Origin of the sequence: Telluria aromaticivorans (genome assembly GCF_013003915.1) — a bacterium.
GTDB lineage: Bacteria > Pseudomonadota > Gammaproteobacteria > Burkholderiales > Burkholderiaceae_D > Telluria > Telluria aromaticivorans.
The window spans coordinates 380,575-395,188 of the sequence record NZ_JABAIV010000003.1; the positions used below are offsets into that span (position 1 = coordinate 380,575).

The 14,614-nt window shown below is 64.0% G+C and carries 12 protein-coding genes; 10 read left to right on the forward strand and 2 right to left on the reverse strand.

Annotation, left to right across the window (positions count from 1 at the left end; translation table 11 throughout):
* Positions 1-544: 544 nt before the first annotated feature.
* Positions 545-1,459, reverse strand: coding sequence for a LysR family transcriptional regulator (locus HGB41_RS11030; protein WP_171084167.1), 915 nt, complete (start codon positions 1,457-1,459; stop codon positions 545-547).
* A gap of 491 nt (positions 1,460-1,950) precedes the next feature.
* On the opposite strand from HGB41_RS11030, the gene HGB41_RS11035 reads away from it, so the two are divergent.
* Positions 1,951-3,513 carry a DUF4331 domain-containing protein gene (locus tag HGB41_RS11035; RefSeq protein WP_171084170.1) on the forward strand — a complete coding sequence of 521 codons (1,563 nt, stop codon included), beginning with the start codon at positions 1,951-1,953 and terminating at the stop codon, positions 3,511-3,513.
* Positions 3,514-3,536: 23 nt separating this feature from the next.
* Complete coding sequence (locus HGB41_RS11040; protein WP_171084172.1) at positions 3,537-4,115, forward strand: PEP-CTERM sorting domain-containing protein; 579 nt, start codon at positions 3,537-3,539, stop codon at positions 4,113-4,115.
* Between the two features lie 99 nt (positions 4,116-4,214).
* On the opposite strand, the gene HGB41_RS11045 is transcribed toward HGB41_RS11040, so the two are convergent.
* Complete coding sequence (locus HGB41_RS11045) at positions 4,215-5,126, reverse strand: LysR family transcriptional regulator (RefSeq protein WP_171084174.1); 912 nt, start codon at positions 5,124-5,126, stop codon at positions 4,215-4,217.
* Between the two features lie 295 nt (positions 5,127-5,421).
* Here HGB41_RS11045 and HGB41_RS11050 point away from each other — a divergent pair, with 295 nt between their 5' ends.
* The 8 genes from HGB41_RS11050 (at position 5,422) to HGB41_RS23475 (ending at position 14,614) form a co-directional block, all read left to right on the forward strand.
* The gene (locus HGB41_RS11050; RefSeq protein WP_171084176.1) at positions 5,422-7,710 is read left to right on the forward strand and encodes a TonB-dependent receptor; all 2,289 of its coding nucleotides are present in this window, start codon (positions 5,422-5,424) and stop codon (positions 7,708-7,710) included.
* Positions 7,711-7,838: 128 nt separating this feature from the next.
* The gene (locus tag HGB41_RS11055; RefSeq protein WP_171084180.1) at positions 7,839-8,711 is read left to right on the forward strand and encodes an alpha/beta fold hydrolase; all 873 of its coding nucleotides are present in this window, start codon (positions 7,839-7,841) and stop codon (positions 8,709-8,711) included.
* 20 nt (positions 8,712-8,731) lie between these two features.
* The gene (locus HGB41_RS11060) at positions 8,732-9,934 is read left to right on the forward strand and encodes a substrate-binding domain-containing protein (protein ID WP_171084183.1); all 1,203 of its coding nucleotides are present in this window, start codon (positions 8,732-8,734) and stop codon (positions 9,932-9,934) included.
* A gap of 1 nt (position 9,935) precedes the next feature.
* A complete protein-coding gene (locus HGB41_RS11065) occupies positions 9,936-10,718 on the forward strand; it encodes an ABC transporter ATP-binding protein (protein ID WP_171084185.1) in 783 nt (260 codons plus the stop codon).
* Entirely contained in the window at positions 10,711-11,457 is a 747-nt protein-coding gene (locus tag HGB41_RS11070) for an ABC transporter ATP-binding protein (protein ID WP_212760905.1), read from the forward strand. The genes HGB41_RS11065 and HGB41_RS11070 overlap by 8 nt, the downstream gene beginning before the upstream one ends.
* Positions 11,458-11,465: 8 nt before the next feature.
* Complete coding sequence (locus tag HGB41_RS11075; protein ID WP_171084186.1) at positions 11,466-12,488, forward strand: branched-chain amino acid ABC transporter permease; 1,023 nt, start codon at positions 11,466-11,468, stop codon at positions 12,486-12,488.
* A 4-nt stretch (positions 12,489-12,492) separates the two neighbouring features.
* On the forward strand, positions 12,493-13,575 hold the full coding sequence (locus tag HGB41_RS11080; protein ID WP_171084187.1) for a branched-chain amino acid ABC transporter permease: 1,083 nt from the start codon (positions 12,493-12,495) through the stop codon (positions 13,573-13,575).
* A gap of 376 nt (positions 13,576-13,951) precedes the next feature.
* Positions 13,952-14,614 carry a choice-of-anchor J family PEP-CTERM protein gene (locus tag HGB41_RS23475; RefSeq protein ID WP_171084192.1) on the forward strand — a complete coding sequence of 221 codons (663 nt, stop codon included), beginning with the start codon at positions 13,952-13,954 and terminating at the stop codon, positions 14,612-14,614.

The window sequence follows — 14,614 nt, forward strand, 5'->3', positions numbered from 1 at the left end:
TCCCCGGCTCCCCATACCATTGAAACGGGCTGGCGCAGGTCGGGCATGCACTTTTGTTATGCTATTTTGTGACCTAAAGGTAGCGCTGAACCCTGCCGGGATCAATTAGGCTTAGGTGCTAACGTTTACTTTCAGCGGAACTATCCGGGTTAAACGTAACCCATACCCTGGTCGGATGTTATTTCGCAGTTGCAGTTGTAGGGTGGGCGGGGTAATGTCGGCCAATGGCCTAATGCCAGTCAATTAGTGAGAACCGTAGGGTGGGCGGCTTGTAACCCGGGCCACTGGCCCCGGTTACCCCACGCGGTGATAGTTGCAACATGAGCCGGCGCACGGGCTGCAGCACCGTAGTTTGAACGCGTGGGCAAGGTAAATGAGGGCAATGCCCTGATTTACGAATTGCCCACCCTACGACTAACCGGCGGCTCTTAAGTGATCGGCATTAGGCCAATGGCCGGAATGACAAACGCCCGCGCGCCCAACTTACGGAGGCACTGCGGCACGGCAATTCCCGTTGAACGCGCGGTCGGCGGAGCCGACCACCCTACGCGGCTTCGTGCTTGAGCATGCGGCAGACCGCCGCCAGGGCCAGCAGGTTCGGGTCGCGTTCGCGCACGCGCAGGAAGCTCAGGCCGATGGTCTGGCGCATGCGGTAGTCGGGCTTCAAGGGGATGAGCTGCACCTTGTCGCCGAAGGCGTGTCGCACCCGGCCCGGCAGCAGGGTGTAGCCGATGCCCGCCCCGACCAGGTTCATCAGCGAGAAAATGTCGCCCACGCGCGTCACGATGGTGGGCGCGAAGCCGGCGATGCGGAAGGCTTCCTGGAAGCCGGTAAAGGTCACGAAGCCATCGCGCAGGCAGACGAATTTCTCGGCGGCGCATTCGCGCAGGTCGACTTCATCCAGCCCCGCGTAGGGCGAACCGGCCGGCGCCGCGAAGAACACCTCATCCTCGAACAAGGCGATCGATTCGACGTCCGGGTCGGTCTCGGGCAGCGCCATCAGCGCGGCGTCGACCGCGTTCTGCCTGAGCTTGTGCAGCAGTTCGTCGTTCGACCCGAGCACCAGCTCGGTCTCGAGCTCCGGCTTGCGCAGCTTGATGCCGATGAGGACCTTGGGGATGACCCCGGAGGTCAGCGAATACAGCGAACCGATTTTCAGGTGGTCGGCCGAATAGCCGGCCGCCGAGCGGGTGGCGGCGATCCCGTCCGCCATCAGCCGGATCACGTCGCGGCTGACGTCGGCCAGCACCTGCGCCGCCTCGTTCGGGATCAGGTTGCGGCCCTGCAGGCTGAACAGCTGGCAGCTCATCGCGTCTTCCAGCGAATGCAGCGCCCGGTGCACGCTCACCGCACTGATGTCGAGCAGACGGGCGGCGGCGTTCAGGTTGCCGCCTTCCATGTAGGCCAGCAGGACTTCGAGCTTGCGGAAGGTGATGTCGTCGCTGATCCGGCTGCGCATGAGGCCCTCGATAGTAGTGGTGCATGCGAGGATACGCGCTGCTCAGGTCGCGGGCAACCGCTGGCTGCCGCACTGCCTGGAAAAGCGGGCCTGCTGCCTGCTGCTTCATTTGCTCGGCCTGTGCTACACCGCCTGCCGCCGTCGCGGCCGATACAGTTCCCTCGGCGTTGCCAGTGAGACGCGGGCCCGGCTTACCCAGAATCGTTCTTCCTTCTACTAGTCCTCTGCCATTTGGTTCTCATTAATTATTCCTTCTCGAAATGAAACCGCAGGCATCCAATTCATTTGTCGATGGATTTGTATCCGCTTTCCTGACCCATTTAATATTTTATGTCTTAACGAATTGTGCATCGACCGAACAGCAGTAGAATCCTTTGACGTTAATTCTGCCAAATTCGGCAATTCTGTTAATTCACATTAACGTTTTCGGTTGCAGGTGGTATCGGTTTAATTGGTTTCTGATTTTCAATATAATTCAGAGGAGAATTAATATGATCACGCAGTTGAAGCGCCGTTCGAATTTCCGGAATGCCATTATCGCAGCAAGCTGTCCGCTTCTCGCAGTCCTTTCTGCGTTTCCGGCGCAAGCCTCCAGCCACCGGGAAGCGCCTTTTATCACGACCCAGCCGAAGATTGACGGCACCGATGTCTACGCCTTCAACAGTTATGAAAACGGGCGGTCCGGGTATGTCACGCTTATCGCTAACTACCAGCCGCTGCAAGATCCATACGGAGCCCCGGAATTCTTCAAGATGGATCCGAATGCAATTTATGAGATTCACGTCGATAACAATGGCGACGCCCGTGAGGACCTGACATTCCAGTTCAAGTTCCAGAACGTCCTGCGTTCAATTGCACTGCCGATTGGAAACCAGAATGTCCCGATTGCATTCCCAGCGGCCGGACAGGTAAATGCCCCGAACTCGGCATCGTTGAACGTTAATGAACGGTTCACCCTCAACCTGATCCGCGGCGACCGCCGCAGCGGCCAGGCGGCGGCGGTTTCACGTTTTGGAACCGGCGCCACCACGTTCGACAAGCCGGTCGACAACATAGGAACCAAGACGCTGCCGGATTACGCAGCCTATGCGGCACAGCATATCTACCCGGTTACGATCCCGGGCTGCTCGACGCCGGGCCGCATGTTCGTCGGGCAGCGCAGGGAGGGCTTCGCCGTCAATGTCGGCACGATTTTCGATCTCCTGAACGTGCCGCTGTCGGTGATCACCGACCCGTCCAAGATCAATGCGGCCCCCAATCCGCTGGCGGACAAGAACATCACCTCGCTGGCGCTCGAAATCCACAAGACTTGCCTGCTGTCGACGCGCACCTCCGACCCGGTCATTGGCGTATGGACCACGGCAAGTGTCCGCCAGAGCCAGCTCGTCAACCCGAATCCGCCGGCCGGCTACCAGACTACCATCAGCTACGGGGGCGCCTACGTGCAGGTATCCCGCCTTGGCATGCCGCTCGTGAACGAGGTGGTCATCGGCCTGCGCGACAAGGACCGCTTCAACAGTTCGTTGCCGCAGAACGACGGCCAGTTCGCGGCCTATGTGACGAATCCGACCCTGCCAAGGGTGGTTGAGATCGCCCTGGGCCTGACGCCCGGCAGCGCCGCCCCAGCCAACCTGCCGCGCCAAGACCTGGTGACGGCCTTCCTGACCGGGATCGCCGGCGTCAACCGGCCGATGACTGTGACGCCATCGGAAATGATGCGCCTGAACACCTCGATTCCCGCCGTACCCTTCCCCCAGCAGAATCGGCTGGGCATCATCGGCAATGTGCTTGCCGGTGGCACAGACAACGCCGGCTATCCGAACGGCCGCCGTCCCAAGGACGACGTGGTGGACATCTCGCTGGTCGTGGCAATGGGTGGCTTGTGCGTGGCGAACGGGAACAACAATGCGTTCGGCTTCGGCGCCGACTGCAATCCAGGCAAGGTCCCGCTCGGCGCCACGGCGTTCAAGCTGCACGATGCCGTCGACCAGGCCGTCCAGCCCTTCCTGGGCGGCTTCCCGTACCTGAACACGCCGCTGCCAGGCGCCCAGTAAGCCTCAACCGACCGGAGAAAAAAATGCGCAAATTACTGTGTACGCTGGCTGCCGTACTGGCCGTCACCGCAGCCCCTGCAGTGACGGCCGCCGTCATCGACTTCGATGCGCCGGGCCTGATCGAGATCGACAACGCCACCAACCGGGCGACCTACAACGAAGACGGCTTTTCGCTTGCCGGCGATGCGGCGGGCTTCCTCACGATCGATGGCCTGGGCAGCGGCGCGTCCGGCGGCCTGGTGCTGTTTGGCGGGAATTCCATCAGCCTCGTCAGCATGGACGGAATCCTGTTCAACTTCCTGGGCCTGGATGCCGGGCTGTTCGATCCGGACACGCCTGCCATTCTCAGCCTCACCGGCATCGTCGGCGGCAACGAGCAGCTCAGCACGACCCTGGCCCTGGGTGACCTAACAAGCCTTTCCTTAACCGGCTGGACGGGACTGAGCGAGCTGCGGCTATCTGCCAGTGCAGACCTGGTGATCGACAACGTGCAAGTCTCGCCCGTGCCGGAACCTGACACGGGCGCCATGCTCTTGCTGGGCTTGGGCACGCTGGTGGCGCTGCGGTCGCGACATGTTCGGAAAGCCATCGGGATGCGATAGGCGGTGGGCTTGCCGGAGCCGTTGCCCCGGCAAGGCGTCTCATGCGCGTGGATGCATCGACGGCGCCGGGCGAGCTCGGCGCCGGCAGCGCACACGCATTCATGGCTGGATCGTCCCGTCGACGAACAGCCCAGGCTGGCTATCTGCAAATTCGCGCAACAAATCCCACACCACCTTCACGCGGCGCAGCCGGTACAGGTCGGTCGGCGCCGCCAGCCAGAACGAGCGCTCGGCCTGGAACCCCGGCAGCACCCGCACCAGGCGGCCATTGTCCGGCACCGCATACGGCGGCGCCATCATCAGACCCATGCCGAGCGAGGCGGCCTCCAGCTGTGCGGTCATGCCCGAGCAGCACATGCGGCGGCGCGGCGTGAAACCCAGCTCGTTCAGGTAGGAGAGTTCGCGGCTGGCCAGCCGGTCCTGCACGTAGTCCACGAAGTCGTGGCCGGCCAGGTCGGCCTGGGTGCGGATCGGCGCATGCTTGGCCAGGTAGATCGGCGAGGCGTACAGGTAGAAGTGGAAGGAGGCCAGCCGGGTCACCATGTAGCGGCCCGTGGTCGGGGCGTCCATCATGACGCCGAGGTCGGCCTCGCGGTTGGCCAGGTTGGCGAAGCTGGGCAGCGCCAGCAGGTCAATCGACAGGTCTGGATTCTGCTCCAGCAGCCTGGCCAGCAGCGGCGCCACCACCCGCACCCCGAATACTTCCGGCACCCCGAGCCGCACCACGCCGTGGGCCGCCACTTCGGCCCCGCCGATCTGCTCGGCCGCCGCCAGCGCCGCACCTTCCATCGCCTCGGCATGCGGCAGCAGCGCCTGCCCAACCTCGGTCAGTTCATAGCCTTCGCGCGAGCGATCGAACAAGGTGGTCTCGAGCTGGGACTCGAGCCGGTCGATGCGGCGCGCCACCGTGGTGTGTTCCACTTCCAGCCGGCGCGAAGCGCCCGACAGGGTGCCGGCGCGCGCCAGCTCCAGGAAGAAACGCAGGTCGGTCCACTCGGGCAGCGTATTCATCGGATCACTTGTTCAATATCAAGATCTCATATTGTGCACTAGTGCACATTCCCCCTGCAATCATTTGTCGCATCGATCCTGCCACCGCGCATAAAGCGTGCGCACCTCGCCGCCGGTCCCGCTGTCCGCCCCAAGGAAGCCCGGAGCATGCACGCACAACGGTGGTGCAGGGCCTTGTGCATTTTTGCACAACGGGGTGGGTGATTGTTGACTATCTAACCAAACTCAACCGAGGCACACTGCTCGGCATGCGACAACCTGAACGCATGCCGCTATCAAAAATTAGGAGACATCGATGCGTCTGACCAAGAACAAAATGAAGCTGCTGAACCCTGCAATCCAGTCGGCGATTGCGGTACTCGTCCTGTCGGGCGGTGCCCCTGTCTACGCCCAGGATGCGACCGGCGCCCCGTCGGCCGCAAATGCCGAAGAAGGCGTGAACCGGGTGGTCGTGACCGCCCGCCGCCGCGAAGAAACCCTGCTGGACGTGCCGGTCTCGGTCACCGCCTTCAGCGCCGACCAGCTCTCGAAAGTGGCGACGCCGGACATCACCGCCCTGGCAACCTCTCTGCCGAACACCACCCTGAAGGCCTCGCGCGCCACCAACTCGACCCTGACCGCCTTCATCCGCGGCGTCGGCCAGGCCGACCCGCTGGCCGGCTTCGAAGCCGGCGTCGGTATCTATATCGACGACATCTACCTGGCGCGCCCGCAGGCCGCCGTGGCCGACATCTATGACGTCGAGCGCATCGAAGTGCTGCGCGGCCCGCAGGGCACGCTGTACGGCCGCAATACCATCGGCGGCGCCGTCAAGTACGTGACCCGCAAGCTGGCCCCGCAAACCGATGCCCGCCTGCGCGCCACCATCGGCGAATTTGGCCAGAAGGAAATCGTCGCCACCGCCAGCACCCCGATCTCCGACACCGCCCGCATCGGCGGCACCTTCGCCCGCTTCAAGCGCGACGGCTTCGGCAAGAACCTGACCACCGGCGGCGAAAACTACGACAAGGATGTCACCGCGGCCCGCCTCTCGGCCGAGTTCACCCCGACCCAGGACCTGTTCATCCGCATCGCCGGCGACGCCACCCAGGACGACTCGAGCCCGAAGAACGGCCACCGCCTGATCGTCGGCCGCACCAGCGCCGCGCCGATCCTGGGCAATGTCTTCGACACCCGCGCCAACCTGATGCAGGCGCTCGGCAAGGACCAGGAAGTCAAGGCGCACGGCGTTTCGGCCACCGTCGACTACACCCTCAACAACGAGTGGTCGGTCAAATCGATCACGGCGGCACGCAAGGACAAGTCGTACGCCCCGATCGACTTCGATTCGCTGGGCGTGACCGACTTCCACGTGCCCGCCCTCTACACCAACAAGCAGTTCAGCCAGGAATTCAACCTCACCTACACGGGCGACCGGCTGCAGGGCGTGGCCGGCATCTACTACATCGATGCCAATGCCTTCAACAAGTTCGACACCATCCTGGCCGGCGCCGTCCCGACCTCGACCTTCACCAGCGGCGACATCGACACCAAAGCCTGGGCCATCTATGCCGACGGCAGCTACAGCATCACCGATGCCCTGAGCCTGTCGCTGGGGGGCCGCTACACCGTCGACCAGCGCGACGCCGAAGTGCTGCGCCAGATCTACCTGGGCGCCAACGGCTCGCCGGGCCTGGGCAATGCAGGCGCGATCCTGTTCCGCACCGATACCGACCTGCGTGGCGGCGTCCTGAGCCGGGAGGACAAGAAATTCACCCCGCGCGTGGCCGTGAACTACAAGTTCAGCCCGAACCACAACGTCTATGCTTCGTATTCCGAAGGCTTCAAGGGCGGCGGTTTCGATCCGCGCCTGAACGTGGTTGGCACCCGCATCCCGCTGGCCGTGGCGCGCGCCGGCTATGCGCCGGAAACCATCGAAACCTATGAGCTGGGCCTGAAGTCGGCCTTCAACGGCGGGCGCATCACGACCAACGCCGCGGTGTTCTACAGCGACTACCAGGACGTGCAGATCCCGGGCTCGGTGGCGATCGACACCAACGGCGACGGCCGCGACGACAGCTTCGCCGGCGTGACCACCAATGCCGGCAAGGCCAAGATCAAGGGCCTCGAACTGGAAGCGGTGGCAAACATCACCTCGAACTTCATGCTTGCCGGCATGTACAGCTACATCGATGCCGAGTACAAGGAATACTTCGCGGCCGGCGTGAACGTGGCTGGCGCGCGCAAGTTCCAGAACACCCCGAAGAACTCGGCCAACCTGCGTTTCAACTACGACATCCCGCTGCCGCTCATGGGCCGCGACGGCAAGCTCTCGCTGGTCGGCAGCGCTTCGCACAAGGGTGCCACCGCGCAGTTCGAAACCGCGTCGCTGATCGACCAGGAATCATACAAGCTGTATGACGCGAGCATCGTCTGGACCCGTGCCGACGGCAAGATCCGCGCCGGCCTGCACGGCAAGAACCTGGGCGACAAGCACTACAAGACCGGCGGCTACCTGTTCCCGACCCTGGGCAACGAAGGCACCCTGACCGCGTTCTACGGCAACCCACGCCAGGTCTCGGCAACGCTCGAGTACCGCTTCTAAGCTTCCGTTTCACCAGGCAGCACCGCCTGGCTGGCGCCTTTTCCCTGGAAAAGCGCGCCGGCCGGGCCGGTTGCAGCCTGTTTTTACCCGAACTACCGCATTCCGACCGACTCACAGGATAAGCCAGCGTGTCCACTTTCACACCAATCAGCTATTCCAGCAGCGACGGGCTGGCGCTGTACGCACGCGACTATCCGGCCGCAGGCGGACCGGCGCGGCTGCCGGTCATCTGCATCCATGGCCTGACGCGTAATTCGGCTGACTTCGACGAGCTGGCCCCCGAGCTGGCGGCCATAGGCCGGCGCGTCATCGCGGTCGACGTGCGCGGCCGCGGCAACTCGGCGCGCGACCCGAACCCGGACAACTACAACCCGGGGGTCTATGCCGGCGACATCGTCAAGCTGATGGACGATCTCGGGATTGCCCGCGCCGTTTTCGTCGGCACCTCGATGGGCGGCCTGATTACCATGACCCTGGCGGCGCGCCACCTCGACCTGATCGCGGGCGCCATCATCAACGACATCGGCCCCGTGATGTCGTTACGCGGCCTGGCCCGCATTGCCGGCTATGCGGGCCGCTGCGGCACGCTCGCTTCGTGGGACGAGGCAGCGGCCTACCTGCGCGACATCAATGCCTGCGCCTTCCCCGCCAACAGCGATGAGGAATGGGGCAAGTGGGCGCGCCGCGCCTTCGAACAGAAGGATGACGGACAGCTGGCTCTGCGTTACGATCCGAATATCGCCACGGCGATCCAGACGGGCAAGCTGCGCCCGACCTCGCTGGCGGCGCGCATGGCGTTCCGCCGCCTGGCACGGCGCCGCCCTACCCTGCTGGTGCGCGGCGCGCTGTCCGACCTGGTCGAACCCGAGCAGGCCAGCTGGATGCGCAAGGCGGCCCCCGAACTGCAGTATGCCGAAGTACCCGATGTCGGCCACGCGCCCATGCTCACCGAGCCTGCCGCGCTGGACGCCATCCGCCAGTTCCTGGCCACGGTACCCTGAGGACTATAGAAGGAGACCCCATGAAACACCTGATCAAACCCCTTTCCGCCGCTATCCTTGCCGCGTTTGCAGCCACCGCCGCACCGGGCGCTTTCGCCCAGGGCAAGGACCTGAAGATCGCCCTCATCGCCGGCAAGACCGGCCCGCTCGAAGCCTATGCCAAGGAGACCGAGACCGGCTTCATGATGGGCCTCGAATACCTCACCAAGGGCACCATGGCCATCAATGGCCGCAAGATCAAGGTCATCGTCAAGGACGACCAGAGTAAACCTGACCTCGGCCGCACCCTGCTGGCCGAGGCCTACGGCGACGACAAGGTCGACATCGCGGTCGGCACCACCTCGTCTGGCTCGGCGATCGCCATGCTGCCGGTAGCGAAGGAATACAAGAAGGTGCTGATCGTCGAACCGGCCGTGGCCGACGCGATCACCGGCGACAAGTGGAATAAATACGTCTTCCGCACTGCGCGCAGCTCGATGCAGGATGCGCTGGCCGCGGCCAGCACCCTCAAAAGCGGCAGCATCGGCTTCCTGGCCCAGGATTATGCGTTCGGGCGCGACGCCATCAAGGCCGGCAAGGAAGCCCTGGTCTCCACCGGCAGCAAGGCCAAGGTGATCCACGAGGAATACGCGCCGGCCACCACCACCGATTTCACCGCCTCGACCCAGCGCCTGTTCGACGCGCTGAAAGACAAACCGCAGCCGCGCGTGCTGGCCATCGTCTGGGCCGGCCCGAACCCGATGAACAAGATCGCCGACATGAAGCCTGGGCGCTACGGCATCTCGCTGGTCCCGGGCGGGAACATCCTGCCGGTGATGAAGACCTGGAAGCAGTACGCCGGCACCGAGGGCACGATTTATTATTACCACGGCTTCCCGAAGAACCCGATGAACGACTGGCTGGTGGCCGAGCACACCAAGCGCTACAAGATGCCGCCCGATATGTTCACTGCAGGCGGCATGGCCGCGGCCAGCGCCGTGCACGCGGCGCTGTCGAAAGTGCCGAACGCGAAGAACGGCGACGAGATGGTGGCGGCGATGGAAGGCCTGGCCTTCGAGACCCCGAAAGGCAGGATGAGCTTCCGCAAGGAGGACCACCAGGCGATCCAGCCGATGTACCACTTCCGCATCAAGAAAGACCAGAAGCACGAATGGGACCTGCTGGAACTGGTGCGCGAAATCCCGGCAACCGAGTTGCCGCTGCCGGTGCGGAACAAGCGCTGACATGCAAGGCAACAGCAACCAGCAACCGTCCCTGTCGACCCGCGACCTGACCATCCGCTTCGGCGGCCACGTCGCGGTGAACGGGGTGACGGCCGACTTCTATCCCGGCACGCTCACGGTCATCGTCGGCCCGAACGGCGCCGGCAAGACCACCTATTTCAACCTGGTGTCGGGCCAGCTGCCCGCCACCTCGGGCCAGGTCTTCGTGAACGGACAGGACATCACGCGCGCCGGCGCCGCCAGGCGCACGCGCCTCGGTGTCGGCCGCGCCTTCCAGCTCACCAACCTGTTCCCGAACCTGACTGTCATCGAGAACGTGCGCCTGGCGGTGCAGAGCCGCGCCGGCATGGGGCTGAATTTCTTCTCGATCTGGTCCAGCCACAAGGAGCTGATTGCGCGCGCCGAGCATTACCTGGAGCGTGTGGCCTTGTCTGGCAAGCGCGATGCCTGGGTCGGCACCCTCTCGCACGGCGACCAGCGCAAGCTGGAAGTGGCGATTTTGCTGGCGCTGGAACCCTCCATCATGATGTTCGACGAACCGACCGCCGGCATGAGCGTGGACGAGGTGCCGGTGGTGCTCGACCTGATCCAGTCGGTGAAGGCGGAGCGCAACAAGACCGTGCTGCTGGTCGAGCACAAGATGGACGTGGTGCGCGCCCTGGCCGACCGCATCATCGTGCTGCACAACGGCACGCTGGTCGCCGACGGCAATCCACTTGAGGTCATGCAATCGAAGATCGTACAGGAAGCCTATCTTGGAACACCCGAAACCGAACATGCTTGAACCCGCCAAGCCCCTGGCGCCCCCGCTCCTGACGATGTCCGGCGTGCACACCCACATCGGCCAGTACCACATCCTGCAGGGCGTGGACCTGCTGGTTCCGCGCGGCGGCCTGTCGGTCCTGCTGGGGCGTAACGGCGCCGGCAAGACCACGACCCTGCGCACCATCATGGGCCTGTGGCAGGCCAGCGCCGGCAGCATCCTCTTTGAGGGCCGCGACATCACGAAGATGGCCACGCCCGACATCGCGCGCCTGGGTATCGCCTATGTCCCGGAAAGCATGGCGGTGTTCTCGGACCTGACCGTGCGCGAAAACCTGTACCTGGCCGCGCGCAGCGGACCGCTCGACCAGGCGAGAGTCGACTGGATCTGCGGCTTCTTCCCGGCCCTGAAGAAGTTCTGGAACTACCCCGCGGGGAACCTCTCGGGAGGCCAGAAACAAATGGTGGCGATCGCTCGCGCGATCGTCGAGCCGCGCAAGCTGCTGCTGGTCGACGAGCCGACCAAGGGGCTGGCCCCGGCCATCATCCAGAGCCTGATCGCAGCCTTCCGCGAGCTCAAGGAAACCGACACCACCATCCTGCTGGTCGAACAGAACTTCAATTTCGTCCGCTCGCTGGGCGATACGGTCAGCGTGATGGACGACGGGCGCGTCGTGCATGCCGGTTCGATGGATGAACTTGCCACCAACGATGAGCTGCAACAGCGCCTGCTCGGGCTGTCGCTGGATTCACACCAATAGGAACCACAATGAGCGCCACCCTACCCCTTGCCGTCAAGGACACGCCGCTGCCCAGCGCGCCGCGCGACCTCGCGCCGCTGCTGCTGGTCCCGGCCCTGATGCTATTGATGCTGCCGCTGGTCGGCAGTTTCCCCACCTGGGTCACCCTCACCGTCGCTGGCCTGGCGATGGGCATGATGATCTTCATCATGGCCAGCGGCCTGACCCTCGTCTTCGGCCTGATGAGCGTGCTGAACTTCGGCCACGGCGCCTTCGTGTCGGTCGGCGCCTTTGCCGCGACCATGGTGCTGATCCCGATGCGCGGCTGGCTCGAGATGGATTCGCTGCTGGTCAACCTGGGCGTGCTGGCGCTGGCGATCACGCTGGCGATGGTGGTCACCGGCCTGATGGGCTGGGCCTTCGAGCGCATCATCATCAAGCCGGTCTACGGCCAGCACCTGAAGCAGATCCTCATCACCATGGGCGGCATGATCGTGGCCGAACAGCTGATCCACGTGATCTGGGGCGCCGAAACCATCGCCCTGCCGCTGCCGACCGCACTGCGCGGCGCGATCTTCCTGGGCGACGCGGCCATCGAGAAGTACCGGCTGGTTGCGGTGGCGGTCGGGCTGGTGGTCTTCGTAGGCATGTTCCTGACCCTGAACCGCACCAAGATCGGTCTCTTGATCCGCGCCGGCGTCGAGAACGGCGAGATGGTCGAAGCGCTCGGCTACCGCATCCGTCGCCTGTTCGTGGCGGTGTTCGCGGCCGGCTCAAGCCTGGCCGGCCTGGGCGGCGTGCTGTGGGGCCTGTACAAGGAAACCCTCACTGCCGCGATGGGCGGCGAGATCATGGTGATGATCTTCATCGTCATCATCATCGGCGGGCTCGGTTCGGTGGGCGGCTGCTTCATCGGCGCCCTGCTCATGGCGCTGGTCGCCAACTATGCCGGCTTCCTGGCCCCGAAGGTCGCGCTGGTCTCGAACATCATCCTGATGATCGCGATCCTGCTGTGGCGCCCGGCCGGCCTGTACTCGAAAATGCGGAGCTGACGCCATGCTGCATCGACTTCTTTCCGGCGACCTGCCGCGCAGCCGCGTCCTGACCGCCGTCCTGCTCCTGATCTTGCTGGGACTGGCCTTCGCGCCTTTCCTGACCACGGGTGCACGCCCGCTCAACACCGCCGCCACGATCTGCGTCTACATCGTGCTGGTGGCGTCCTACGACCTGCTGCTCGGCTATACCGGCATCGTCTCGTTTGCCCACACGATGTTCTACGGGATCGGCGCCTACGGCATCGGCCTGGGGCTGGCGCGCGTCGACGAAGCCACCTGGGGCGCGGCGCTCGGCGGCCTCGCCATCGCGCTGGTGGTGGCGCTGGCGCTGGCACTGGTGGTCGGCCTGTTCGCGCTGCGCGTGCGCGCCATTTTCTACGCCATGATCACGCTGGCCGTTGCGTCGTCGTTTGCCGTACTGGCCTCGCAGCTGTCGGACTTCACCGGCGGCGAAGACGGCGTCACCTTCAGCGTGCCGGAAGTGCTCACCCCCGGCTACACCTTCATGGAAAACGAAGTGTTCGGGCGCTCGATCGACGGCAAGCTGCTCAGCTACTACCTGGTGTTCTTCGGCTGCCTGCTGCTGTTCCTGTTCCTGCTGCGCCTTGTGAATTCGCCGTTCGGCCGGGTGCTGCAGGCGATCCGCGAGAACGAATTCCGCGCCGAGGCGCTGGGCTACCGCACCATGGTGTACCGCATCTGGGCCAACTGCCTGGCCGCGCTGGTGGCCGCGCTGGCCGGCGCGCTGATGGCGCTGTGGCTGCGCTACGTTGGGCCGAAGACCTCGCTCGGCTTCGAGGTGATGACCGACATTTTGCTGATCGTCGTCATCGGCGGCATGGGCACGATGTATGGCGCGGTGGTCGGCGCGGCGCTCTTCATCATTGCGCAGAACTACCTGAAGGAGCTGATGGGCGCAGGTTCCAGCGCGCTGGAAGGCGTGCCGGTCCTGGCAGCAGCACTGCATCCGGACCGCTGGATGCTGTGGCTGGGCGTGCTGTTCATCCTGTCGATTTACTTCTTCCCGATCGGGATTGTGGGAAAGATGCGGTTGAGGGGGTATTTGGCGGGGAGGAAGAAATAGGCGCAAGGTCTGTTTTACCTGACCTTGGGTCCCGGCCTGCGCCGGGACGACGTTCCAAGGCCGCAGGCAGCAACCAAACTCCTGATTAGTTAGCTGATAAACCGTCATTGCTGCCACTGGCAGCAATGACTTCCCGCGCAGGCGGGAACCCAATTTCTTTGCAGCACCCCACGGCCTCCCATCGCGGAGGCCGTTTTATTTCCCCCAAGATTTCCAACCTTCCCCTCCCTTGAGCCGTACTCAGCGCTTGTCTCCGAACGTTAAACACACGTCAATATTTATTATCATCTTGCTCTTACCATAAAAGCAACTATGGCCTCGCCGTCAGCCAGCGCGAGTCGACCGCCATCCTTCTGGCTTGCTTGAAAGGGGAATCATGAACCGACTTACCTCGCTCTCCGGCGCGGTGCTGCTTGCCGCGGCTGCCGTGGCGCCGCTGCCCGGCCACGCTGCCGAACTCGTCGTGCTCAACGAAGGCTTCCGCAATGTCGCGAACCTGTCCGACTGGGCGCAGATCAACCGCAGCGTCCCGCCCGGCACCGGCTGGTTCCAGGGCAATACCGACGTGTTCACTTCTTATAACGGACCGGACAATGCCTATATCGCCGCCAACTACCTGAATGCCGCGAACGGCATGGGCGTGGTCGACAACTGGCTGATCACGCCGACGCTCACCCTGAACGGCTTGAGCACCCTGTCGTTCCATACCAACCGCAGCGGCGAGACGGGCTTCTTCGACCAGCTCGAGGTGCGCTTCGGCTTCGGTAGCAATACCAGCGCCGACGGCTTCGACACGCTGCTGCTGACCATCGGCGGCGACCTGACTTTTCCCAGCGACTGGGCGCGATGGACGACCAACCTGGATGTCCAGGGAGAAGGACGCTTCGCTTTCCGCTTCCTCGGCGACGCCGCCACGCTCGACTATGTCGGCCTGGATGCCGTGCGGGTGGTAACCGCCGTGCCGGAACCCTCGTCCTGGCTGATGCTGCTGGCCGGCCTCGGCGCCGTCGGGGCGACTGCCCGCCGCCTGCGCAAATAA